Here is a 23,163-nt window from a genome sequence, read left to right on the forward strand (position 1 = left end):
CAGAGAAGGCCCTCGATTGTTCAGAAGTATTTCCACGGACAACATGTTCGATACGCAGCCTAAAATGTTAACTGTTTAGGGCTCGGAGTAATAAAACCTCCCCGGCCGTGTTACAAGAATAAAAAAAGTAACACGTTGGCACTCATATCAGCCTCTGTGATGCGTAACTCCTTTTATATCTAAAAATGTGATACTACATCATTTTTTTCATACTACGTATTGACCTCCAATACATAGCCATGTAACGGGAAAGAAAAGGAAATATTCACCGAGCATCCTTGCTGATTGTGGACACCACGGGTCAACAACACGAATTCGACGAACATCCTGCCCGATTGTGGACATGACAGGCCGACAACAATTGTCGCCTGTCTTTTATTCATACACTGATGGAGGTGTGTTATGAAGGTTTCTGTAGGTTTAGGCAAACCCGGGGCCGAAGAGCGGTTGGAAAAAAGTGGGGTCTCACGCCGAGATTTCATGAAGTTCTGTACCACAATCGCAGCGGTCATGGGTATGGAGGCGTCATTCGCCAACAAAATCGCCCTGGCGCTGACTTCCCCCAAGCGTCCTTCCGTGGTCTGGCTGCATAACGCGGAATGCACAGGCTGCTCCGAATCCATTCTCCGCGCTGTACGTCCCTTTATCGACGACCTGATTCTGGACACAATCAGCCTCGACTACCATGAAACCATCATGGCCGCCGCTGGACACAAGGCTGAAGAAGCCCTGCACGCGGCCGTAAGCTCCCCCAACGGCTTTCTCTGTGTTGTTGAAGGAGCCATCCCGACCAAGGACAACGGCATCTACGGCATGGTCGGCGGCCGCACCATGCTTGAAATCAACTCCGAAATCCTGCCCAAGGCAATCGCCGTTATTTCCTACGGAACCTGCGCCACCTACGGCGGCGTTCAGGCTGCGAGCCCCAACCCAACCGAGGCCAAGGGCATCAACGACGCACTCAAGCATCTGGGTGTCAACGCAGTCAACATCCCCGGCTGTCCCCCCAACCCCTACAACCTCGTTGGAACCATCGTTCATCTCCTGACCCACAGTCTGGCCATCCCGGAAATGGATTCCATAAACCGGCCGATCATGTTTTTCGGTGAAACCGTGCATGAACAGTGCGAGCGCCTGCCCCATTACGAAGCCGGCGAGTTCGCCCCCTCCTTTGATTCGGAAGAGGCCCGCAAGGGCTGGTGCCTGTACCAGCTCGGCTGCAAAGGCCCCATGACCTACAACAACTGCCCCAAGGTCAAGTTCAACCAGACGAACTGGCCGGTTCAGGCCGGTCATCCCTGTATCGGCTGCAGTGAACCCGATTTCTGGGACGCCGCTTCCCCCTTCTACGAAGAAGCATAAGAAGGCTGTTGCTCAAGGCTCAACATTTACTGAAATCAGAGGAGAGTACATATGTCCGGTTGCAAACCCAACCAAGCTCCGGGTGTTATAGCCACCCCAATGGATACAACCTTCAAGGGACCCATCATCGTGGATCCGGTGACCCGCATCGAAGGCCACCTCAAAATCGAAGTCGAAGTGGATCAGGGCAAGGTCACCAATGTCTGGTCAAGCTCCCAGCTTTTCCGCGGACTGGAGCTGATCCTCAAAGGCCGTGACCCCCGCGATGCGCAGCATTTCACCCAGCGCTCCTGCGGTGTCTGCACCTATACGCACGCCCTGGCCTCTACCCGTTGCGTGGACAATGCCGTCGGCGTGGACAAGAACCTGCCCGACAACGCGCGCCTCATCCGCAACCTGGTGCTGGCCGCCCAGTTCCTGCATGACCACATCGTGCATTTCTATCATCTGCACGCCCTGGACTGGGTCGATGTCACCGGTGCGCTGACCGCCGACCCCAAAAAGGCCGCATCCATCGCCAACTCCATCTCGTCCCGCGTGACCAAGGCCGAAGACCTCAAAGCCGTACAGGACAAGGTCAAGGGCCTGGTCGATTCCGGCCAGCTCGGCATTTTCACCAACGCCTACTTCCTGGGCGGACACAAAGCCTACTATCTGCCCGCGGAAGTAAACCTCATCGCCACCGCCCACTACCTTGAAGCCCTGCATCTGCAGGTCAAGGCAGCCCGCGCCATGGCCGTTTTCGGCGCCAAGAACCCGCACACCCAGTTCACCGTTGTCGGCGGCGTGACCTGTTACGAAAGTCTGACCGACGAGCGCATCGCCGAATTCGTGGGCCTGTTCCAGGAAACCAAGCAGTTCATCGACGAATGCTACATCCCGGACCTGCTGGCCGTGGCGTCCTACTACAAGGATTGGGCAGGCATCGGCGGCACCACCAACTTCCTGAGCTTCGGCGAATTCCCCTCCGTCGAGAGCGACATGAACAGCCGCTGGATTCCCCAGGGCGTGATCATGAACCGCAACATCGGCGGAGTCGGCAATTTCGATCCCAAGCTGATCGAAGAACACGTCCGCCACAGCTGGTACCAGGGCGACAAGGCCCACCACCCATACACGGGCGTGACCGAACCGCAGTACACCAGCTACGAAGACCGCGACCGCTATTCCTGGATGAAGGCGCCCCGCTACAATGGCGAATCCGTTGAAACCGGTCCTCTGGCCACGGTTCTGATCGCTTACGGCAAGGGACATCCGGAAGTTAAGAAACTCGTCGATTACGTGCTGGGCTATCTTGGAGTCGGTGCTCCGGCCCTCTTCTCCACTCTTGGACGTACGGCCGCCCGCGGCATCGAGACCAAGGTCATCGCCGACAAACTCATGGACTGGGTCAACGAACTGGCCGAGAACGTGAAGAGCGGCAACAACAAGATCTATCAGGACTGGACCATGCCCGACGAAGCCGAAGGCGTGGGCTACGTCAATGCCCCCCGTGGCGCGCTCAGCCACTGGATCAAGATCAAGGGCGGCAAGATCGAGAACTTCCAGCTCGTCGTACCCTCGACCTGGAACTTCGGACCGCGCTGCTCAGCCGGCAAAATGTCCGCAGTGGAAGAGGCGCTTATCGGCACGCCCATCGCCGATGCCGAACGCCCGGTGGAAATTCTCCGTACCGTGCACTCCTTTGACCCATGCATCGCCTGCGGCGTGCATGTCATCGACTCCAGGACCAACCAGGTCCGCAAATTCAAGATTCTGTAAAATAATAAGGGCCCCGATTTCGGGGCCCTTCCCGCTCTTGAATCAACCCACAAATTTGCGTAGCATTTCTTTTTAATTCCTCAAACATGGATACGTTCATGACTGAAAAACGCATTCTCGTTCTTGGCGTGGGCAATATTCTTTTCACCGATGAAGGCATCGGTGTGCGCTGCATTGAGCAGATGCAGGAAAAATACAAATTTTCGGACAACGTCACCCTCATGGACGGCGGCACGCTGGGCACCAAGCTGATGGGGCCGATCATCGAATCGGACTACCTGATCGTCTGCGACGCGGTTCTCTGCGACGACAAGCCCGGCTCCGTGTACCGGCTCATGGGCGATGATCTGCGCAAAAGCCTGGCCTTTCGCGATTCCATGCACCAGACCGACCTTGTCGATACCCTTGGCATGTGCGAAATTGTAGGAAATCGTCCCGAAGCCGTGGTCATCGGCATGGAGCCCTTCGACTACGATTCCATGGCCCTGGAACTTTCGCCAACGGCCGTCTCGTCCATGCCCGTGATGATCGATTCCGTTATCCGCGAAATCGAATCCGCCGGCGGAACCTGCACCCCGAACTAAGGAGTCACCATGTGTCTGGCCATTCCCGCCAAAATTGAATCCATTGAAAACGGCGTCGCGCAGTGCCGGGTCGGCGAAGGCGAGACCTTCGTCACCGCGTCTCTCATGCTCCTCGACGGAGAGCCGTCCCTTGGCGACTACGTCATCATCCACGCCGGATTCGCCATCCGCAAGCTCGACCTGCTGGAGGCCCAGCAATCCCTGGCCATTCTGCGCGAACTGGCCGACGCCTACGACGAAGTGCAGCGCAAGTACGAGCAGGAGGAGCTTGATCGTGCCAAGGCCTGATTCGGACAAGTCACTGGGCAGTCTGGTCGGCCTTGCGGTTTGCGAAGCGCTGGCAAAATCGAACCCCTCCAGCGTATCCGAAAACGCGCCGCTGATTCCGGCCCTTTGGGGTGACGGAACATCCATGGCCCTGAGCCTGGCCGAGAGCCTGATCGAAATCGGCGGAATCGACCAACGCGACCAGATGGTCCGCTATACGAGCTGGTTCCGTTACGGCTACCTGAGCTCCACCGAGACCTGCGACTTCATCGACGACACCGTCAAGCAGGCCATACTGCGCTTCGAGCGCACCTGGAACCCGCTGGACGAAAGCCTGACACAGGGCGATGTCTGCCTGGCCCGAGTGGCTCCGGTGGTCATGTATTTCACGGATTCCAGGGATGCCATGCTCGATGCCTGCGCCAAATCGACCGCCACCACGCACGCCTCTCCCCAGAGCGTGGACGCCTGCCGACTGCTGGCGGCCATGATCTTCGAGGCGCTGCACACCACGGAAAAATCGCGGATTTTGCGCCCAGGGCTCCCGGAGGACATCATCCCCGAAATCGCCCAGCTGTGTTCCGCCGCTCCCCGCCGAGCCGAATCGCAGGTGGCGGTCGCCCTGCAGGCGGCCATGGAGGCATTCAGCGACAGCGATTCCTTTGCCGAAGGCAGCATCAAATGCCTCCCTCATGGCCCACGCGCTCTGGCCGCATACGGCCAAATTGCCGGCGCATGGTACGGCCGGGATCTCATCCCCCAGGTCTGGCGGCAAAGCCTGGAGCGCAGCAACATGCTGAAACAAATGGGAAATCAACTGATCAGCTTTTAAATTCTTCATAACTTGCCAAAACTGAACCGCGTCCGTAGCATGGCTCATGCTTGCGGCGATTTTTCGCGTCCCCATTAGCGCCTGACATTCGGACTTGCGCGGCCCCCTGCCCGCCATCCCCACATACAAGACCTCAAACAACGAGCATTTGGTATGAAAAACCGTATCTCTACAGCCTTCTTTTTTGTCATCCTGCTTCTTCTTGGAGCCATCGGAGCCATGTATTACGTCAAGGCGGAATGGAATCCGCCGACTCTTGCCCTGACTCCCGAGCAGACCACGGCCAGCACCAGAACCGTGTTCACCATCACGGCGGCGGACAAGGACTCCGCGCTGCGCAGCGTGCTTGTCGTCGCCACCCAGGGCAGCAACAGCATCGAGATCATGAACAAGAACCTGCCCGCCGGGACCAGGGAACTGCGCGAAGAATTCACCCTCCCCAAGACAGGCATCAAGAACGAGGCCCTGACCCTGACGGTCACAGTCAAGGACACCTCCTGGCACCGCCTGGGACGTGGCAACAGGGCTCAGGTCGTGCGCCAGTTGGACATCGATTCCAAGCCTCCGGTCATCTCCGTTCTTTCAGGCCAGCACAACGTCAACCATGGCGGAACCGGCCTCGTGGTCTACAGCACAAACGAGGAACTGGCCGCGAGCGGCGTGAAGATGGGCGATCACTTTTTCCCCGGCTATCCCTATCAGCCCGGAAAATACCTGTGCTTCTTCGCCCTGCCCTTCAACGCCGACCCCAAGGCCGTCACGCCTATCCTGGTGGCCGGGGATCTGGCGGGCAACGAATCGACAATCGGATTCAACTTTCGGCCTCTGATGAAAAAATTCAGGCACGACGACATCAACATCTCCGACAATTTCCTGCAGTCGAAAATGGGTCAGTTCGCGGACCTCTATCCCGACGCGGCCACGCCCCTGGACATCTTCCTCAAGGTCAACTCCGAGCTTCGGGCCAAGAACGTGGGCTCGCTGATTCAACTCGGCAAGGACACCGTGCCCCAGAAGCTCTGGGACGGTACCTTCATCCGCCTGCCCAACAGTGCGCCCATGGCGGCCTTCGCCGACAACCGAACCTACAAGTATGATGGCAAGGCCGTGGACAACCAGACCCATCTGGGCGTGGACCTGGCGTCCCTTGCGGCCTCCCCGGTTCCGGCCGGAAACACCGGGCGCATCGTCCTGGCCGAATTCATGGGCATCTACGGCAACGTGGTCGTCATCGACCACGGGTTCGGTCTGCAATCCCTGTATTCGCACCTGAGCGAAATCCACGTGCAAAAGGGAGAGACGGTCCAGCGCGGCCAGACCATCGGCAAGACCGGAGCCACGGGCATGGCCGGCGGAGACCATCTGCACTTCGGCGTGCTGGTTTCCGGTGTCGAGGTGCAGCCCATCGAATGGTGGGACCCGCAGTGGATCGACCACAACATCACCTCCAAACTTCAGTGACAAAAGGCCCCCCGGGGCCTTTTTTTACGCCCGGCGCAAATGCGCCGGATGACAAGACGGGCCCGCCTGGACTAGTGCATTTTCGTCGGCCGCAGGAAACCTGGCCGGACCCCTGAAGCTTTTCCACCAGCACCTCAACCCAGCGAGACCAGCCATGTCCGAATTTTCCAATGTCACCGTCCTGAAAAAGGCCAACATCTACTCAGACGGCAACGTCACCAGCCGCACCCTTGTTTTTCCCGATGGCTCCAAAAAAACGCTCGGAATAATGCTCCCCGGCGAATACGAATTCGGGACGGCCGAAAAGGAACTGATGGAAATCCAGTCGGGCGAGCTGGACGTCCTCTTGCCGGGCGCAACCGATTGGCGGACATTCAGCGACGGGACGGCCTTCGAGGTCCCGGCCAACGCAAAATTCTCCCTCAAGGTCCGCGTCGTCACCGACTACTGCTGCTCCTACATCAAATGAACCCGGACAGGCGTCCGATCGAGGCAGGAGCCCGGCATGAAACTCACCGTTCTGGTTGACAACAACACCCTGATCGACCGCTATTACGAGGGGGAGCCGGGCCTGTCCCTGCTGATCCAGGAGGACGGCCGCAAAATCCTCTTCGACTGCGGCTATTCGAACCTGTTCCTGACAAACGCCTGGAAAATGGGCCTTTCCCTGGACGACCTGGATTTCGTGCTGCTTTCGCACGGGCACATGGACCACACCTGGGGACTTGAGGCCCTGACCCGGCGCCTCTGCGAACTTCGCCTTGAAGGACGGCCGTGCAAACGCCCCGCGCTGGTCGCCCATCCCGAGGCCTTCACCAGCATCGCCCTGGACCAGTGTCCGGAGATCGGACCGCTTCTGGAACCCGGCAAGCTGGCCAGGCATTACGACATGAGGCTTGGGAAGGCTGCGCAAAAGATCAGCGAACGGCTTCTTTTTCTGGGAGAGATACCACGCCGGATCGGATTCGAGCAGACCGAAGGCATCGGTTTCAAAGAGGGGCAGGAAACGCCGGACCGCATCATGGACGATTCGGCCCTGGTGTACCGGGGAAGCGAGGGGCTGGTCATCATAACTGGCTGCTCCCACGCGGGCATCTGCAACATCGTGGCCCAGGCCATGGACCTGACCGGCGAATCCCGCATCACGGACATCATCGGCGGGCTGCACCTGCTCTCCCCGTCACAGGAGCGCATGGAAGGGACGGTGGAATATCTGCGCCGGATCGGACCCAAAACCTTGAGCCCGTGCCATTGCACGGATCTGGACTCGAAAATCGCGCTGGCGGCGGTTGCGCCCCTGCGCGAGGTCGGGGTGGGGCTTGAGATAACCTACCGCTGAAAAAAGGACGCTTTCGCCTGAGTGAAAGCGTCCTTGCGTAAAACCGTCTATGCCCACTCCTCCTCGAAGCGCTCGGGCCCGGCGATCTTGTACCCCTTGTCCGTCAGCACCCGCTGCAGGGCTTCGGGGTCGTCGGCGCGCACGCGGAAGACCAGCAAACGCTGGCTGTCGCGAAAAAAGGTCGATGTGGACAGGATATTCACGCCCAGGTCGAAAAAGAGCCTGCTGATCTCGGCCATGAGGCCCTTGCGATCCTCGGCCTCGATGACGATGCGCACACCGCCCAGCTCCAGTCCCATTTCCTCCACCAGCACGGCCAGCATGGAACCCCGGCTGATGTACCCCTTGAGCCGGTTTTTCCTGTCGACCACGGCCAGCCCGGCCAGATCCTTGTCGAACATGATCTTGGCCGCGACCTCGATTTCCGTTTCCGGAGTCACGGTAGGCATCGAGCTACGCACCAACTCCTTTACCGTCATCCTGGACAGGAGATAATTGATTTCATGCTTACTGAATGTTGTCGCGCCGGATGGCAATGCAGCCCGGATATCTTCCTTGGCCACATATCCTTTAAGCTTTCCATCCTCGACAACAAGCAAAATCCAAAGTCTGTTCTCCTCCATCATTCGATCCGCTTTGATAATCAGCGTATCCGAAGTGATGGTGGGGACATGTCTGTCCATGGCAAGGCCTACATACATGATATACTCCTTCAGTCGTTCGGGTGAATCCCTTTACGCAAAGTGCAGTGACAGCCTCCATCCTTTTTGCTATATCCTTGGTTCCATTACCGGAAATAACAGGCAGAAAAAAACGGGTCCATCTGAAAACCATGAAACGTGCAGTTCTTCTTATTCTTGCTCTATGCTTCCTGACAAGCATAACCAAGCCGGGATTTTCAGAAAAACCGCTACGACTTTTCTTTGAAAAAAATATCCGCGTCGATCGCAAACCCGGAGAGGAGCATATCGTCAAGCCAGGCGAATGGCTCTACAAGATTCTGGAATCAAAAGGCTATTCCGCCTCTCAGATCCAGCGTGCCCTACCCGTCATCCAAACTTTGAACCCACATATCCCGGACATCAACCGACTGATGCCGGGTCAGGTCATCCAGATTCCCGAAGTATCCTCCGCCGCCGACGCCGGGATCAAGCGACCCCGGGCATCGGTTCCCCCGGGAGCATATGAAAAAAAGCCCTACGTGATACGCCAGGGGGATACGCTGATCCAGATCCTCAAGGCGCAAGGGATATCAAACAAGCTGATCTACAGCCGGTACCTCGACCTGTTCCTTGAACTCAACCCCGAAGTCCCCAACAGCAACACCTTGCGCGTCGGACAGGAAGTCATCCTGCCCGTCACGACCAATGACGAAACAGTTCCGGCTCCCGCCCCTGTCCCGGCTCCGCCTGCGCAGCAGTCCGCGAAACCGGCGCAAACCGTCGTGACTCAAGTCATCGAGACAGGCCAGGCCCCGGCGGTCCAAAGCCGCCCGGTTCAGCCGCAGTCCCGACCGGCACCTCCTGCTCCGCTGGTGCTGCAGCCTCCGCAAATCCCCCTGGCAGAGCCGCCGCAAACCGTGACGCCATCCTCGGGCAGCACGGGCAGCGCGGACGGCACCGGGCAATCCGACACGTCGAACGCCACGGCCACAAAGAAAACGGAACGCTCGCCCAAAACCGGCCTGCCTTTTGTCAAAACGGTGCTGGAACAGATGCGTTTCAAATTCGTGCCCGGTGACGAAAGCATGTTCCCCCTGCCCGGTTCGGAATGGCTGGTCGTCAAACTGTCCGAAACTCCGCTGCTGGACGCTCCCTGGGGAGGCAAGATCCTCTTCTGCCCCGTGCCGAAAAACGCAGCATGGATCGCCAGCGCCAACAAACTGGGCATGAAGGTCTGCACCATCTCGCCCCGCTGGAGCCTGCAGGACGTGCTGGAAAAACTGGCATCCTCCTTCCCGAAGCATTTTCGGCTCTGGGGCGCGGGCAGGGAACTGGTGCTTTCCCGTAACGGCGTCGGCGTGACCCTGATGTCGCCGCAAATCGCCATCATGGAGCAAGGCGGGCAAAAGCGCATCCACATGATCTGGTCCCGGCAGAGCAAGGACTCACCGTCTTTGCCTCAGGGACTGCACGAAGTGCTCGATGCGGCCCAGATCAAGCTCATCGAACTGGACGAGTACAACGAACTTTCACGCCTGCCGTCCCGCCCGCGCGACTCCATCTATGTTCCCGTGGCCACGCACCTTGAGATTATCCGGGCCATGAACCCGAGCAATCCGGAGGAGACCTTCGGGCGGACCATGCCCGACACGCTCGGTTCCCTGCTGCAGCTGTTGCGCGACAAGGACCTGCTGCGCCAGGGCATGATCCAGGCCTCCTGGCACGAGGGAGCGCAAAACCGCATCGCGGTGCAGGTTCCGGCGTGGACGGTTTCGGGCGGGACAAGCAGAATCGCCATATTGGACCGGCGTTTTTCGGACCCGTTCCTTGTCTCCGTACTCTCTCATGAAGGTTACACCTGCTTTGTTCTCCCCGACTGAACCACAAGGACTGCCCAATGCCTCACGACTTTCGCGTTTACGGCCATCTGGCCGGACTCAATGAGAACGAACTGAAATCATGCCTCAGGCATTTGTCCGGCTACGAATGCGAGGTCAGCGGCCAAGTCCTCGATTTCGTGCACGAAGGCGTCTTCATCGACGTGGACAGTGATCTTGAGGGGTTGCTGCATCTCGTCGGCCCGGATGTGCGCGGCATCATCGACATCATCAATCACCAGGACTGGGAGATGTACCGCTGCACTCTCGCCGGCAAAGCCCTGACCCGATCCCGCATTGCTCTGGACAATGCCCTGGACACGGCTTACGCATCGGAGCGCCGTTCATAAGCTCTTCGCCGACCATTGAAAAATTTCAAATGTCCTGGCCGTTCAATGATATGGTGAAATGCGAGGAGCGCAGAAAATACCGGAGCCAAACGCATTCCTGCATGCATCAGGTTCTGGATTTTTCGCGGTGAAGACGCGGATCCCCGGTTTTAAACGGCCTGTCAGGGAGTAAAAATGCACGAACTTTCCATTGCCGAGAGCCTGATCAAGATCATCGGCGAAGAAATGGCCAAGCACGGCCTCACCAAACTGCACTCGTTCAAGATCGTCTATGGCCAAATCTCGGCCATTGTGCCCGAAGCCCTCGAAACCTCCTTTGAAATCCTGACCATCGACACTCCGTTTGCAGGCGCAAAGATGGAGACCGAGGTCAAACCCATGGTCGTGCGCTGCCGTCAATGCGGCCACGAATTCAGCCCCAGCCTGGAGGAACGTGTCATCATGCCCTGTCCGCAGTGCACTACGGAACTGGGACACGAGATCATCTCCGGCCGTGAACTCTACATAGATAACATCGAAGCCGAATAACGTGGAGGAAAGCATGAAAGTCGATGTGGTACGCAATATTCTCGAGGCCAATGACGCGGTCGCGGCCGACCTCAACGCAGCGCTCAGCGCTCGCGGCATCCTGACCCTCAACCTGATGAGTTCGCCGGGCTCGGGCAAGACCTCCCTTCTGGAGAGAACGCTCACCGACCTGAAGGACGAGTTCAACATGGCCGTCATCGAAGGCGACTGCCAGACCGAGAACGACGCCCGCCGCGTGGCCGCCACGGGGGCCCGCGCCGTGCAGATCAACACCGCCGGCGGCTGCCACCTCGACAGTTCCATGGTCCGCGACGCCACCGAGAAGCTCGGCGTGGACGGCGTCGACATCCTGGTCGTCGAAAACGTGGGCAACCTGGTCTGCCCCGCGGAATTCAGCGTCGGCGAAGACTTCAAGGTCACCATCCTGAGCGTGACCGAAGGCGACGACAAGCCTGAAAAATATCCTTTCATCTTCGCCGAATCCAAGGTCATGATCCTGAACAAGATCGACCTGCTGCCCTACGTCAACTTCGACGTGAAGCGCGCCAGCGGCTTTGCCCGCTCCATCAACAAGGACATCGAGATCTTCGCCCTCTCCGCCACCACCGGCGAAGGCATGGACGCCTGGTACGACTGGCTGCGCCGCGAACGGGCCAAGAAGAAAAAGTAATTTTCGGCAATGACGGCAAAACGCCCGCCCTCGGAAACGATGGCGGGCGTCTTTTTTTTGGGATTCACTGAAACGGGTCATGGATTCCCGCCTGCACGGGAATGACGAACGTGTGCGCCAGCCGGTAGTCGTAATCGGTCATGGATTCCCGCCTGCGCGGGAATGACACGATAATCGGCGAAAGAGATGCGCTTTTTTTGACAAGGCGGTCCAGACTCCATACTGCCGGGATGCCTCATCGTCATTCCCGCGCAGGCGGGAATCCACTGCCTTTCGTCTGCGCAGCCCTACCGCCAAACGCGGACAAGCCCGCCATCCGCAACCGGACGACGGGCTCGCCCTTGCGAAGAGCGCGCGGCTATTTTGAAGGGCGATGTGTAGCCGTCTACATGAGCTCTTTGAAACAAACGTACAACGCAGTCCGAAGGGACTTTTTCAGCCGTTGAGGACCCCGTCGACCATGTCCTGGGCCTCGATCTTGATACGCTCCAGATGCTCGCGGCCCAGAAAGCTCTCCACATAGATCTTGTACATGTCCTCGGTGCCCGAGGGCCGCGCCGCGAACCAGCCGTTTTTCGTGACCACCTTCAGGCCGCCGATGGCCGCGCCGTTGCCCGGGGCATGGGTGATCTTGGCCAGGATGGGCTCGCCTGCGAGTTCGGCCGAGGTCACCTGCTCTGCCGAGAGCGACGAGAGCAGCTTCTTCTGGGCCATGCCCGCCGGAGCCTGAAGGCGCTCGTAGATGGGGCTGCCGTGCCGCGATTCCAGTTTCGCGTAGATGTCGCCGGGGTCCTTGCCGGTGACGGCGGTGATCTCGGCGGCGAGCAGGTTCAGAAGAATCCCGTCCTTGTCCGTGGTCCAGGCCTCGCCGTTGCGGCGCAGGAAGGAAGCCCCGGCGCTCTCCTCACCGCCGAAGCAGCAGGTTCCGGCCAGAAGATCATCCACGAACCACTTGAATCCCACCGGCACTTCCCGCACTCCGCGCCCATGCGCCGCCACCACGCGATCGACCATGGAACTGGTGACCAGGGTCTTGCCCACCTGTGCCGAGGGCGACCAGTCCGGACGATGCGCGAGCAGATAGTCGATGGCCACGGAGATGTAATGGTTTGGATTCAGGAGCCCATGCCCGGCGGTGACGATGCCGTGGCGGTCGGCGTCGGGGTCGTTGGCGAAGGCGATGGAAAAGGAGTCCTTCATGGCGATGAGCTTGGCCATGGCATGGGACGAGGAGCAGTCCATGCGGATCTTGCCGTCCTTGTCGAGGCTCATGAACATGAAGGTCGGGTCCAGCACCGTGCTGACCACCTTGATGTCGAGGCCGTAATGCTCGGCAATGGGTTCCCAAAAGGGAAGCCCCGCGCCGCCCAGAGGGTCCACGCCGATGCCGATGCCCGCATTCCGGATGGCCTGCATGTCGATGGCGTTCTCCAGATCAAGGACATAGGGGCGGATGAAGTCGTGCTCCCGGCACAGGCCCTGCTTCAATGCCCGGGCCAGGGGGATGCGCGCCACCGTGCGGGTGTCTTCGAGCAGTGCGTTGGCCCGTTTCTCGATCCAGGCCGTGACTTCGGTCCCGGCCGGTCCGCCGTGGGGCGGATTGTACTTGATGCCGCCGTCTTCGGGCGGATTGTGCGAGGGAGTGATGATCAGGCCGTCAGCCAGGCCGGAAGCACGCCCCCGATTGTAGGTCAGGATGGCGTGGGAGATGACCGGCGTCGGGGTGTAGCCGAAGCCCTGCTGAAAGCGGCAATCGGCTCCGGCCGCGGCCAGAACCTCCAGAACCGTGCGCAGGGCGGGCTCCGAGAGGGCGTGGGGGTCCATGCCCACAAAGAGGGGGCCGTCAATGCCGCGCGATGCACGGTATTCGCAGACCGCCTGGGTGATGGCCAGGATGTGGGGCTCGTTGAAGGACGCCTTGAAAGCGCAGCCCCGATGCCCGGAAGTGCCGAAGGCCACAAGCTGATCTGCCCGTGAAGGGTCCGGAGCCAGGGTGTAGTAGTCGGAGATCAGCCGGGGCACGTTTATGCGCATTGATTCCGGCACGGATGCGCCGGCAAGGGGATGGACAGCCATGAATACTCCTTGTGGATGAGAAAAAGAGACAACCCGGCCAAGAGCCTTGGCCGGTCAGGTGTTTTCGTGCAGCGCCTGGGACCGCTTCAGCGCGGACCAGAGCATCTTGTCGTTGGGGTCCAGTTCGTAGGCTTTCTTGAAAAAATCCGTCCCGTTTCGCCCCGCCTTCTGAAAGATGGTGCCGATGTTGAAGGCCACGTTCTTGCCCGAAGAAGGCAATGCGGGATCAAGCTTCAGGGCTTTCTCCACCGCCTTGAGCGCCTTGCTCGTCTCGCCGCCTTCGCTGTAGGCCATGGCCATGTTGTAGAGCAGGGTCGCGCTGCCGGGCACAACGGCCAGCACGCGCAGGTACTCGGCGATGGCTTCGCGCCATTTGCCCTGCTTGCGCAGGGATATGCCAAGGATGGTCACGGTGGCGACGTCGGCCGCCGTGATGTTGTCGCCCCGCAAATCCAGGGCCTTTTTCGAATAGTGGATGGCCATGTCCGGATCGCGGTTGGCGCAGATGTCGGCAATCCTGCTCGACAGGTTGGACAGGAACTCGGCGGCCTCGCGCTGCGCCAACTGCATCACGTTGCGGAACATCTCCTCGGCCACGGCGGTATTGCCGCGTGTGATCTCGAGTTCTCCGATATGCAGGATGCGCTGCGTGTTGAGCGGGCTGATCTCGTTCAGGCGGCGCAGACATTCAAGCTGCTTCGCGGCGTCCCCGGCCTGCTCGTAGAGCGCGGCCAGACGCTTGAGCGGAGCCAGGTAGAGCTCGGCGCTCTTCACGGCCCGCTGGTAATTCTCTTCGGCCCGGGAGGTCATGTCGAGGCCCAGATAGGCGTCGCCCTTGATCATGAACCCCACCGCGCTATCCGGCTTCTGCTGCAGAATGTCCTCGGCCACAAGCAGGGCCTCGCCCCAGCCGCCGGATTCGAGCAGCTTCTTGCCCTTTTCGATGAGCTTGCTGAGTTTGCCCTGGGGGGCGATGGTGAAGGCCAGCTTCTCGCTGAAGGAGGCCACGGAAATGGGCTTGGTGATGATGTTGTGTGCGCCCTGTTCGACCAGAAGCGCCGTGGTGTACTGGTCCACTTCCTGGGTCAGGACGATGAGGCCCGCGCCGGGACACAGTCGCATGATGCGCTCCATGACCTGGGACATGTCCGCCTCTGCCGCGCGGCGCTCAAGACAGATGATGAATCTGGCGTCCCTGTCCTCGTGCAGAAGCTCGAAGAGATCGTCCAGCCGGGTGAAATGATGGAAGGATTTTTTCGACAAGCCCATGCTGTGATAGAGGACCGACTTGATCAGCTCCACAAAGACCGTGTCATCGGTCAAGGCCGCGAATTTTCCCCCGGACAGGGCGTAATCGAAGATCGTGGCTCCGTAGGTATCCTGACCCGGCGCAGAAGCAGCAACGTATGTACCCATCGATTTTCACCCGTTTTGATTCGTTGGCGAGCCTTTCCCGAAATGAGAACTCAGGCAACTGCGCAAGAATACACAAAGCCGCACGGATGTTCAACGCGTTCCTGGGCTCTCCCGGGAAAGAGACGCATCCCCTCCCGGCCGGGAGCGCCCACGAAGACATTTTTCAAGGGTTAAATATGCTTGATTTTACCCCCCGCCTCGCCTAAAGAATTTGCTCCACAACGGACCGCCCCCATAGCTCAGGTGGATAGAGCACGGGATTCCTAATCCCGGTTAGCCCATGTTCGAGTCATGGTGGGGGCACCAAGGACCTTTAGGTTCCGGACTTCAGTTCGGAACCTTTTTTTGTGCACCAGCCTCCCTCGCCTCTTGAATCCATTCAGGGCCACGATCCTCACCGGCATCATTCCGGCCTGGGTCTCTGTTCCGGCCTGGGTCTCTGAGACCGACAGTATATTGAAATGATAGATCTTTTTATTCAAAAAGGGCCTTTTGGGGGCGCTAGAATGGGATTTCTGATTGAAAATTTGCGAATTTTATATTCAACAATCTGAAATATAACAACATAAATCGATTCTAAGCCGGTAAGTATGCCCATTTGAGCAAATTGGAGAGGTTGTATGTAGTCGGTCCATGCTTGGCTGATTGAGTGAACTGGGTCTGCGACGGGAATTTCGAGTATTTCCGGCAAAAGGAAGCCCGTTCACACTTTGCGCACCGGCCTCCCCCAATCCCAACCCGAAAGTTGGGTCGGCCTGGGTCTCTGAGACCGACAGTATATTGAAATGATAGATCTTTTTATTCAAAAAGGGCCTTTTGGGGGCGCTAGAATGGGATTTCTGATTGAAAATTTGCGAATTTTATATTCAACAACCTGAAATATAACAACATAAATCGATTCTAAGCCGGTAAGTATGCCCATTTGAGCAAATTGGAGAGGTTGTATGTAGTCGGTCCATGCTTGGCTGGTTGAGTGAACTGAGTCTGCGACGGGAATTTCGAATATTTCCGGCAAAAGGAAGCCCGTTCACATTTTGCGCACCGGCCTCCCCCAATCCCAACCCGAAAATTGACCAGCACAATGCTTCCAGAACCAATTACTTTTCCAGCACTGAATTTCCGAACACGATAAACATTTTCTCGTCCCATGGCCCACGGGAACAGCTCCAAACATTCTGAACCTTCGGGCAAAGCCGGACCTTCCCGGCCGGGGTAACCAGAATTCCGCGCACTGTCGTTTTGCATTCTCCGATGCCATGCACTGCGCTGGAATCTACAACCGCAACGACGCTCCCCTTCCCGGTCCGGACGACCTGCGGCGTTCCGGATGCGTCAACCGCGAAGACCGCCCGCTCCGAAAATGCGGCCTCAAGCCGGTCCTGATTTTCTCCGTAACGAACCGAGCCATCACTGATGCACACATCAACCCCGGAAACCTGAACACATTCAGCCTTCCCTTCGGCCCAGAGCCATCCGGACATTAGCAGGAAGGCCACGCACATCCCCACAAAAGCATTCATTACAGCGGCCAAAACCAAACCTCCCCGGACTCTTGAAAATACTCGCCAGACTTGGTTCCATAACCGTTCCAGAGGTCGATGTGGTCTCCCTGCCCGCCGCGGAACCCGCTGATGTCCTTGAAAAAGACAATGCCTTTCTGATGAGCGATCTTTGACTGAGCGTTTTTAGAATATTTGAAAGCAGGCCCGATCGACCTCCACAGAAAATTCGCCAGCGATTCGGCTCCACGAGCGTGACCATGAACACATGTCGGGTCACCGTAGCCGGAAAAGGATACTCCGGCTTGCTGGAGCGCAATGCTCAGGCGAATGGCGCATTGGTTGGCCCATGCCCCGGAGCACGGCGCCAACGCGGCTGGATAGTTGAGTTCCAACAAGGAATAACTGGGCTTCATATCTCCTCCACGTGAATATTGCCGAAAATGCGGATCAGCAAAATGCGATTCCGGAAGATCATACGAACGCCAAGAAAAATGAATCGGGGCAGGTAACGAATAATTAGCGCACATAAATAAGTATCCATACTCACACGATTTTAGATAGACCGAAAATTTGGAGTAGCTATGTGCGGTCATGTGGATGCCGACGTCCTCCAACTTCAGTCCGAGAAAACACAACTACACCATCCGCCGAGTTGTCCATATGGAGATCAGAGAGGGGCAGAGCAAAGAGGTTGAGATCAAGAAAGGGTCTTACAAGGCAGAAATTCTGCAGACTGGGAAGAGAGAGGTTTCGACGGTGAGTTTTATTGGGGATACTGGTGTACTGGAGTTTTGATTTTCGATCGAGTTAATGCCAGCCACCAATCGAACTTGTAATTAGAAGAATCAGGAAATATCTAGCAATAAAATTTACTATACATGCCATCGACAAAAGCAAACGGCAGATTTGCCCCTATGCTGCTCCCATTTGCCTTGATCCTCAGTGGATCTGCTGACGGAAGCTCTGAACCGATACGTTGATACGTTAAACGTTATATAGAGATAGATAAGGCATCAATGACAATCATCTGTATGCGGAAAGGCCTAGTATTCGCGGAACACATCCTCGATTGTCCTTGCGTCCAGGATGCGTTCGGCCCAGAGATCGAGTTGACCGGCCGTGGCGGTGCTCAGACGCTCCTGGGTGCGGAGGTCCAGGATGCTCAGGCCGAAGCGTTTGGTGAGTTGGCGCTGAAGAACCGCGTACCGTCCCAGAACTTCGCCTTCCGTCCGTCCCTGCATCCGACCTTCCGTCCGTCCCTGCATCCGACCTTCCGTCCGACCTTCGCTGCGTAAACGTTCCGCGATTGTCATGACTGCTTCCTCCTTTCCCGGTCCGAGAGTTTCTCTGACGATAGTGTGCATGACGTCACGGTCGATGTCCATGGTCTGAAACACGTATCCTGCAATGGTCGTCAGCCATTGCAGCGAAGGCGCGTCATCTCCAAGTTCGCGCAACATCCGGAAGATCTCACGCACATGTCGCTCAACGGTCGGATTGTTCTTGGCCCTCAGGCACGTCAGCGCGAGGCGCAAGAGGATGGCTCCCTTGATCTCTTCCTCCGAGTCTGGAGAAAAATCATAAAAGGCCTGATCGAAATCCGGCACGTATCGACCAAGATCCGAATCCGGCAGGCCCATGAGTTCCAGAAGTCTGACGGCCTGCCTGCGGGTACGGCCATGATAGACGACTATGGGAAGGATGAGCGGCAAGGTCTTTGCGCCCTTGTTCTGCTTGCGATGAAGCTCCCAGATTTCGAGCATGTAGCGCAACAGTTGCAGCGCGACAAAACGGTCGGGGCTGCTCTTGTGTTCAAAAAGCAGGTACACGTACGCAGATTTCCCGCCCGCAAGCCGAACCGAGTAAAGCATGTCTGAATAATGCTCTCGTTGATCCCCACCTACGAAGGTGTCCTTGCCAATGGACAGAGTGTCCAAAAGCAAATGTCTGGTCACGTTTTCGGGCAGGTAGTTGCGAAGAAAGTCCGCAGCCACGTCCTTGTGACTCATGGTTTGCCTGAAGAGTGTGTCATGGACGTTGTTGACCGGGTTCATCCCACAGGCCATACGCCAGCGATCAGCCTGAAACAACACCACTTTTTTCTGCGGTACCCTTCAGGACAACTGGTACCCCCACATCTGGATTTACATGTCAATCCCTACACGAAGCGACGGTACCACGATGGAGGCGTGTGTCATTATGACCTGCTCGTAACATCGCCAATCTCTCTATCCAGCCAGGCGGTTACCGGCCAGCAAGCAGCGGCGCTCGATGAGTTCTACGATTGAAGCCAGAACCGCATGATCCAGTCCTTCAGCGGCAAACTGGACGTGCAGGGCTTTTGCATGCGTTGGCAACTGTTGAGCAAGGGCCAAAATTCTCTTTTTGGCCTGTGCTGGCGAAAGGCCTGCAGCTTTAGCAAACTGTTCCCAATGCCGCGACTGAATCTCGGTAAACGTGTACTTGCTGCCAATCTTCATGGCCATCTTGTCAGTCAGGTTGGGATAAATCGCTGTCGACAAGGCATCATAGAGGGGTGTCAACCTCGAACCACCGGGTGCGTAACTCAAGGAGAAATTCTTGGCGTGAGCATCGTGGTTACCAATCTGGGCATTGAAAATGACGTAATCGAGCAAGCGCAACACTTGTGGCGCGCTGGGCCGCGTGGCCTTGCGCAAGAGTTCGAAGCATTGCGTCAGATCCGGGCCACCTTCATTTTGGTACTTGTACTCGGGCGCAACACCGAGCGCCTGACAGAAGTCCTCCTGATGCAGACGCTGCAAGGAGCCATCAGGCTGACGTTGGCGGTCGTAACGGTCCACCAGCAGATAAGGTCGATCAGCGACGCGGCGAATGGATGCTCTGGCGGCAGGCAGTTTCAGTCGCATTGCCAAAGCCAAGCAGAACCCCTCGTTGAAAACGCTGCCCTCTACGGCGCTGATGGCGGGCTTAAGAATATGAGAACTTGGAGTATTTTGCATAGGCAAGCCGATGCGCCCGTTGGCAAACACCACCGGCAACTTGTCCTGCGCACCAGCCAATGACAAGCGTAGCCCGTCCTTACCAGCCAACATTGGTCGGTGGGGCAATTCATCCAGAATGGCGACGAGTTCCCCATCATCCAACCAGCGGACATATTGCTCGGACGGGAGCACTTCTGGCTGTTGGCCGGGTTCGAGCAGCGTCACTGCCCCCGCACATTCGCCACCGATGCCATTGAGCAGGGCAAAATCGTTCTGACGCGATACCTGCAAAGCCATAGCAACCAATTTGCGTTTGTCCCCCTCAGGCAGCAGGCCTGCAAAGAAGGGACGAGTGGCTTTGTCGTCAAAAGACTCCGAACGTAGAGGCAGGCTGTGTGAAAGAGGCTGCACACTTGGCGATTGCAACCAATGCGGCGAATAGCTGAAACTCAGTCGTCCATCGACCTGCACCAACTGACCGACAGACTGGCCCAGCAGCCAAACCTCAAGGATGCGACTCATGCCCTGACTCCCGGATCTTCGCTGATATCGTCCAGACCGCTCGCCTTGAGAGTTATACCGAGAGCCTGAAGGACGCGCAGAACATTCTCCAGGCGGACGGTGGGTTTGCCAGCTTCCAGATCAACGATGAAACGCACACCTACGCCAGCAGCAAGCGCCAGTTGCGGTTGGGTCAAGCGCAGTGCCTTGCGCGCCTTGCGCACGATTTCCCCGAGATGTTGCGGAGTTTCGATGAATGTGGTCATAAAAATTTCCTCTTCGGGAAATTATGCCGCCTGTCTCGCAAAATCTCAAGTGAATTATCTGATCGGGAAATTTTTGAACCGTACATGCGTCTGGCATGCAATAATGGCACGATCGGGAAATATGTGCAGCATTGGACAGAAATAGAGGTCACCCACCAAAAGGACCGAGGCCCATCATTTTTCCAGCGCTGAATTTCCGAACACGATAAACATTTTCTCGTCCCAGGGCCCACGGGAAAAACTCTGTCCTGACTGGGTATCTGAGACCAATAGTATTTTCGATAGACCGAAAATTTGGAGTAGCTATGTTCGGCCATGTGGATGCCGACGTCCTACAACTTCAGTCCGAGGAAACACAACTACACCATCACCATGGCGTAGCTCAGGAAAAGACGCCCGATTTTCGAACCAGTCCAGTGCCGTTTCGGAAACATGCTGACCAGGTCATCGTCCCGGTTCTGAAATACTCTCCGTGCCGTCGACCCTTGCCAGGCATGGCGCTGGCAGCACTTTTCCAGGCATCACCACTTGGCTTGAGCGGCATCAAAATAAGCGTTTCCAATTTGGAAAATTATATATTGACATACGTATATCCAAAAATTAGATGTCACTCATATGCACGTCATCTCTGTCAAATTGCTGCGTGATTATTGGGAAAGGACGCCAGAAAACGCCTATGGCCGTGATCCGCTGTCCGCGTGGTACAGGATCGCCAAAGGACAGAGATGGAAAACCCCCATGGATGTGAAGGCTTCCTTTGGAAACGCCAGCATCCGGCCTGGGGGACGCGTGGTTTTCAACTGCGCAGGCAACAAGCTCAGAATCGTGACGTCCATCAATTATGCGGCAGGGGTCGTCTACGTGAAGTTCGTAGGCAGTCATCCGGAGTACGACCCCATAGCTGACTTTTGAAAAATTCAAAATTCTCAGGCCGTTCAAAAATGGTGAGATGCAAGGAAGTGAAAAAATCCAGGGCGCGCGGTGTATTGCGCATACATAAGCGGTCTGGATTTTTTCGCTGACGCAGCAGATCGCCGTTTTTCAACGGACTGATAGACGTCGATACCGTGGACAATTCAAAATAGGAGGCGGGGACCATGAAGCCTATCCGTGACCATGCGGACTATGAGAAGGCGCTTGCTCGAATCGAAGAGCTTATTTCGGCCCCCGAAGGATCGCCCGAGGTTGACGAACTGGAAGTGCTGGCGATTTTGGTCGAGAAATTCGAAGAGGGACACTACCCTATTCCGGAAGCCCCGGTGTCGGAGGTGCTGAAACTCTTCATGGAAGAGAACATTCTCACCCCCAAGGATATGGCCAAATACCTGGGGTCCGCGAGCGCCGTTTCCAAGGTCCTGAACGGATCCAAGGACCTGACCGTCAACCAGATCCGGATCCTTTCCAACGAACTGGGAATCCCCCTGGCAGCGCTGGTCGGGGGCACGGCCGAAGAGTCGTCTGTGAACTGGCAGGCCTTCCCCCTCGTTGAAATGGCCAGGAGAGGCCTGTTCGGGGAGAAATACCTACGAGCCACGTATAAAACCTTGGCGAGCAATGCGCGTGAGCTTGTGGCCGGGCTTATCGGAGATGCCCGGCTGGACTTTGCTTCGACCAGGTTGCGGCAGGGGATCAGGCCGGGCCCGGCAAGCGACCCGTATGCGATCAAGGCCTGGCTCGTGGAAGTCGCCAAACGGGCGCAGGACAATCTGCCGGCGCAGCCATACAAGGGCATCAGCCGATCCGAACTGTCCAGCCTTGCGCACCTGTCAAAAAAGCAGAACGGGATGCTTCTGGCCATCGGCTATCTCGCCGATCGTGGAATTCCCGTTGTCATCGTTCCCCAGTACAAAAAATCGAAGATCGACGGCGGCGTGGTGGTTATCGATGGCGGGCGACCGGCCATCGGTCTCAGTTTGCGCTACGACCGGAAAGATTATTTCTGGTTCACCCTTTTGCACGAAGTGGCGCACATCGTATGCGATCATGTGAAAGATTACCTGGCCGATGATCTTCTTGATCCGGAAGATCTGGAAAAGGTCGAACGCGAAGCAAACGAATTGGTGGAAGCCATGACGGTCCCGGCCGAAATATTCAATGCGATCATCCCGGACCCGGAAGCAGCAACCTTGGAGTCGGTCATCCGACTTGCGCAGGAGTGCGACGTCGACGTTTCTATCGTCGCGGGCCGTGTACAATATAAGGCAAACGAATACAGAAAATTCTCAAGGCTTGTCGGCCGGGGGCGCGTCCGCGCTTTTTTTGAAGCCGAACAGAGCCCGGCAGAGTGATGACCTGGCGGCCATTTGTGAGCACAGGGCAAACGAGGCCCAAACGGGGATCGCGGCAGGATTGCCGGATACCCGGCACCCCCGATTTTTCTGCTGCGCACTCTTTGCGGAAAACCACTGCAAGAAATCTCCGAGTCACTGTCAGTACGCACCTACCGCACCGTCAGCGCCACCCTGACCCGGGTCGAACGACGGGTGACCCAGGATGAAAAATCCAAAAACATATTGGAGAAGGTGAAGGAAGGTGCAAAGAAAAGTCAAAGCGAGACGTGACCCATATTTCGGACATTAAGAATAAAAAACGATCATAAATTTGAAATAGCTTTAATGCGCTGCTCTTCTGGCAAATAGTTCTGCAAGGACTGACCTGCCGGGAAACTTCGGACCACTCAATTCTTGAGAGTTTCCCCACGGTTCAGGTTTTTCCCATACTGCCGACAGAAATGTTCTGGCGTCAT

Annotated in this window: 21 protein-coding genes and 1 tRNA gene; 15 read left to right on the forward strand and 7 right to left on the reverse strand. The window is 57.2% G+C overall.

All coding sequences use genetic code 11. The annotated features are described in order from the left end of the window. The first annotated feature begins 402 nt into the window (after positions 1-402). The 8 genes from H4684_RS18805 to H4684_RS18840 all read left to right on the forward strand — a co-directional run bounded on the left by H4684_RS18805 (position 403) and on the right by H4684_RS18840 (position 7,606). Positions 403-1,362, forward strand: a complete 960-nt coding sequence (locus H4684_RS18805) for a hydrogenase small subunit (RefSeq protein WP_092194422.1) — start codon at positions 403-405, stop codon at positions 1,360-1,362. A 51-nt stretch (positions 1,363-1,413) separates the two neighbouring features. Continuing rightward, positions 1,414-3,123 carry a nickel-dependent hydrogenase large subunit gene (locus tag H4684_RS18810; RefSeq protein ID WP_092194424.1) on the forward strand — a complete coding sequence of 570 codons (1,710 nt, stop codon included), beginning with the start codon at positions 1,414-1,416 and terminating at the stop codon, positions 3,121-3,123. 98 nt (positions 3,124-3,221) lie between these two features. After that, a complete protein-coding gene (locus H4684_RS18815) occupies positions 3,222-3,707 on the forward strand; it encodes a HyaD/HybD family hydrogenase maturation endopeptidase (RefSeq protein WP_092194426.1) in 486 nt (161 codons plus the stop codon). A gap of 9 nt (positions 3,708-3,716) precedes the next feature. Beyond that, positions 3,717-3,995: a HypC/HybG/HupF family hydrogenase formation chaperone gene (locus H4684_RS18820; RefSeq protein ID WP_092194427.1), complete on the forward strand. Its 279-nt coding sequence runs from the start codon at positions 3,717-3,719 to the stop codon at positions 3,993-3,995. Then, a complete protein-coding gene (locus H4684_RS18825; protein ID WP_192624918.1) occupies positions 3,982-4,806 on the forward strand; it encodes an ADP-ribosylglycohydrolase family protein in 825 nt (274 codons plus the stop codon). The genes H4684_RS18820 and H4684_RS18825 overlap by 14 nt, the downstream gene beginning before the upstream one ends. Positions 4,807-4,959: 153 nt before the next feature. Next, entirely contained in the window at positions 4,960-6,267 is a 1,308-nt protein-coding gene (locus tag H4684_RS18830; RefSeq protein ID WP_192624919.1) for a M23 family metallopeptidase, read from the forward strand. 154 nt (positions 6,268-6,421) lie between these two features. Next, positions 6,422-6,736, forward strand: a complete 315-nt coding sequence (gene ppnP, locus H4684_RS18835) for a pyrimidine/purine nucleoside phosphorylase (protein WP_092194433.1) — start codon at positions 6,422-6,424, stop codon at positions 6,734-6,736. A 36-nt stretch (positions 6,737-6,772) separates the two neighbouring features. Then, a complete protein-coding gene (locus H4684_RS18840; protein ID WP_192624920.1) occupies positions 6,773-7,606 on the forward strand; it encodes an MBL fold metallo-hydrolase in 834 nt (277 codons plus the stop codon). A gap of 47 nt (positions 7,607-7,653) precedes the next feature. Here the strand turns inward: H4684_RS18840 and H4684_RS18845 are convergent, their stop codons facing one another. Continuing rightward, positions 7,654-8,307 (reverse strand): CBS domain-containing protein, encoded by a 654-nt coding sequence (locus tag H4684_RS18845; RefSeq protein WP_092194437.1) that lies wholly within the window; start codon positions 8,305-8,307, stop codon positions 7,654-7,656. Between the two features lie 131 nt (positions 8,308-8,438). Between H4684_RS18845 and H4684_RS18850 the strand changes: the two genes are divergently transcribed. The 4 genes from H4684_RS18850 to hypB all read left to right on the forward strand — a co-directional run bounded on the left by H4684_RS18850 (position 8,439) and on the right by hypB (position 11,693). Beyond that, positions 8,439-10,148 carry a LysM peptidoglycan-binding domain-containing protein gene (locus tag H4684_RS18850; RefSeq protein ID WP_192624921.1) on the forward strand — a complete coding sequence of 570 codons (1,710 nt, stop codon included), beginning with the start codon at positions 8,439-8,441 and terminating at the stop codon, positions 10,146-10,148. A 17-nt stretch (positions 10,149-10,165) separates the two neighbouring features. Further along, positions 10,166-10,495, forward strand: a complete 330-nt coding sequence (locus H4684_RS18855) for a hypothetical protein (RefSeq protein WP_192624922.1) — start codon at positions 10,166-10,168, stop codon at positions 10,493-10,495. 174 nt (positions 10,496-10,669) lie between these two features. Continuing rightward, positions 10,670-11,023: a hydrogenase maturation nickel metallochaperone HypA/HybF gene (locus H4684_RS18860; RefSeq protein WP_092194443.1), complete on the forward strand. Its 354-nt coding sequence runs from the start codon at positions 10,670-10,672 to the stop codon at positions 11,021-11,023. A gap of 13 nt (positions 11,024-11,036) precedes the next feature. Further along, positions 11,037-11,693: a hydrogenase nickel incorporation protein HypB gene (hypB, locus tag H4684_RS18865; RefSeq protein WP_092194445.1), complete on the forward strand. Its 657-nt coding sequence runs from the start codon at positions 11,037-11,039 to the stop codon at positions 11,691-11,693. 435 nt (positions 11,694-12,128) lie between these two features. Here hypB and pgm read toward each other — a convergent pair whose 3' ends face one another. After that, positions 12,129-13,769: a phosphoglucomutase (alpha-D-glucose-1,6-bisphosphate-dependent) gene (pgm, locus tag H4684_RS18870; protein ID WP_192624923.1), complete on the reverse strand. Its 1,641-nt coding sequence runs from the start codon at positions 13,767-13,769 to the stop codon at positions 12,129-12,131. 54 nt (positions 13,770-13,823) lie between these two features. Next, the gene (locus H4684_RS18875; RefSeq protein WP_192624924.1) at positions 13,824-15,185 is read right to left on the reverse strand and encodes a tetratricopeptide repeat protein; all 1,362 of its coding nucleotides are present in this window, start codon (positions 15,183-15,185) and stop codon (positions 13,824-13,826) included. Positions 15,186-15,413: 228 nt separating this feature from the next. Between H4684_RS18875 and H4684_RS18880 the strand changes: the two genes are divergently transcribed. Next, positions 15,414-15,491 (forward strand) — tRNA-Arg (locus H4684_RS18880). Between the two features lie 1,213 nt (positions 15,492-16,704). On the opposite strand, the gene H4684_RS18885 is transcribed toward H4684_RS18880, so the two are convergent. From H4684_RS18885 to H4684_RS18900, 4 genes are all read right to left on the reverse strand, one after another. Further along, a complete protein-coding gene (locus H4684_RS18885) occupies positions 16,705-17,100 on the reverse strand; it encodes a type VI secretion system amidase effector protein Tae4 (protein ID WP_192624925.1) in 396 nt (131 codons plus the stop codon). Between the two features lie 630 nt (positions 17,101-17,730). Continuing rightward, positions 17,731-18,741, reverse strand: a complete 1,011-nt coding sequence (locus H4684_RS18890; RefSeq protein WP_192624926.1) for an Rpn family recombination-promoting nuclease/putative transposase — start codon at positions 18,739-18,741, stop codon at positions 17,731-17,733. Positions 18,742-18,915: 174 nt separating this feature from the next. Then, entirely contained in the window at positions 18,916-20,172 is a 1,257-nt protein-coding gene (locus H4684_RS18895) for a type II toxin-antitoxin system HipA family toxin (protein ID WP_192624927.1), read from the reverse strand. Beyond that, the gene (locus H4684_RS18900; RefSeq protein ID WP_192624928.1) at positions 20,169-20,417 is read right to left on the reverse strand and encodes a helix-turn-helix transcriptional regulator; all 249 of its coding nucleotides are present in this window, start codon (positions 20,415-20,417) and stop codon (positions 20,169-20,171) included. The genes H4684_RS18895 and H4684_RS18900 overlap by 4 nt, the downstream gene beginning before the upstream one ends. A gap of 615 nt (positions 20,418-21,032) precedes the next feature. Here H4684_RS18900 and H4684_RS18905 point away from each other — a divergent pair. Continuing rightward, positions 21,033-21,329: a type II toxin-antitoxin system HigB family toxin gene (locus tag H4684_RS18905; protein WP_192624929.1), complete on the forward strand. Its 297-nt coding sequence runs from the start codon at positions 21,033-21,035 to the stop codon at positions 21,327-21,329. A 185-nt stretch (positions 21,330-21,514) separates the two neighbouring features. Beyond that, the gene (locus H4684_RS18910; protein WP_192624930.1) at positions 21,515-22,705 is read left to right on the forward strand and encodes an ImmA/IrrE family metallo-endopeptidase; all 1,191 of its coding nucleotides are present in this window, start codon (positions 21,515-21,517) and stop codon (positions 22,703-22,705) included. Positions 22,706-23,163 lie beyond the last annotated feature (458 nt).

Origin of the sequence: Desulfomicrobium macestii, from assembly GCF_014873765.1 — a bacterium.
Taxonomy (GTDB): Bacteria; Desulfobacterota; Desulfovibrionia; order Desulfovibrionales; family Desulfomicrobiaceae; genus Desulfomicrobium; species Desulfomicrobium macestii.

What these genes read in the sequence shown, in the direction of transcription:
- H4684_RS18805 (WP_092194422.1), top strand. Translation starts at nt 403, where the DNA reads ATGAAGGTTTCTGTAGGTTTAGGCAAACCCGGGGCCGAAGAGCGGTTG.
- H4684_RS18810 (WP_092194424.1), top strand. Translation starts at nt 1,414, where the DNA reads ATGTCCGGTTGCAAACCCAACCAAGCTCCGGGTGTTATAGCCACCCCA.
- H4684_RS18815 (WP_092194426.1), top strand. Translation starts at nt 3,222, where the DNA reads ATGACTGAAAAACGCATTCTCGTTCTTGGCGTGGGCAATATTCTTTTC.
- H4684_RS18820 (WP_092194427.1), top strand. Translation starts at nt 3,717, where the DNA reads ATGTGTCTGGCCATTCCCGCCAAAATTGAATCCATTGAAAACGGCGTC.
- H4684_RS18830 (WP_192624919.1), top strand. Translation starts at nt 4,960, where the DNA reads ATGAAAAACCGTATCTCTACAGCCTTCTTTTTTGTCATCCTGCTTCTT.
- ppnP (WP_092194433.1), top strand. Translation starts at nt 6,422, where the DNA reads ATGTCCGAATTTTCCAATGTCACCGTCCTGAAAAAGGCCAACATCTAC.
- H4684_RS18840 (WP_192624920.1), top strand. Translation starts at nt 6,773, where the DNA reads ATGAAACTCACCGTTCTGGTTGACAACAACACCCTGATCGACCGCTAT.
- H4684_RS18845 (WP_092194437.1), bottom strand. Translation starts at nt 8,307, where the DNA reads ATGTATGTAGGCCTTGCCATGGACAGACATGTCCCCACCATCACTTCG.
- H4684_RS18850 (WP_192624921.1), top strand. Translation starts at nt 8,439, where the DNA reads ATGAAACGTGCAGTTCTTCTTATTCTTGCTCTATGCTTCCTGACAAGC.
- H4684_RS18855 (WP_192624922.1), top strand. Translation starts at nt 10,166, where the DNA reads ATGCCTCACGACTTTCGCGTTTACGGCCATCTGGCCGGACTCAATGAG.
- H4684_RS18860 (WP_092194443.1), top strand. Translation starts at nt 10,670, where the DNA reads ATGCACGAACTTTCCATTGCCGAGAGCCTGATCAAGATCATCGGCGAA.
- hypB (WP_092194445.1), top strand. Translation starts at nt 11,037, where the DNA reads ATGAAAGTCGATGTGGTACGCAATATTCTCGAGGCCAATGACGCGGTC.
- pgm (WP_192624923.1), bottom strand. Translation starts at nt 13,769, where the DNA reads ATGGCTGTCCATCCCCTTGCCGGCGCATCCGTGCCGGAATCAATGCGC.
- H4684_RS18875 (WP_192624924.1), bottom strand. Translation starts at nt 15,185, where the DNA reads ATGGGTACATACGTTGCTGCTTCTGCGCCGGGTCAGGATACCTACGGA.
- H4684_RS18885 (WP_192624925.1), bottom strand. Translation starts at nt 17,100, where the DNA reads ATGAAGCCCAGTTATTCCTTGTTGGAACTCAACTATCCAGCCGCGTTG.
- H4684_RS18890 (WP_192624926.1), bottom strand. Translation starts at nt 18,741, where the DNA reads ATGAACCCGGTCAACAACGTCCATGACACACTCTTCAGGCAAACCATG.
- H4684_RS18895 (WP_192624927.1), bottom strand. Translation starts at nt 20,172, where the DNA reads ATGAGTCGCATCCTTGAGGTTTGGCTGCTGGGCCAGTCTGTCGGTCAG.
- H4684_RS18900 (WP_192624928.1), bottom strand. Translation starts at nt 20,417, where the DNA reads ATGACCACATTCATCGAAACTCCGCAACATCTCGGGGAAATCGTGCGC.
- H4684_RS18905 (WP_192624929.1), top strand. Translation starts at nt 21,033, where the DNA reads ATGCACGTCATCTCTGTCAAATTGCTGCGTGATTATTGGGAAAGGACG.
- H4684_RS18910 (WP_192624930.1), top strand. Translation starts at nt 21,515, where the DNA reads ATGAAGCCTATCCGTGACCATGCGGACTATGAGAAGGCGCTTGCTCGA.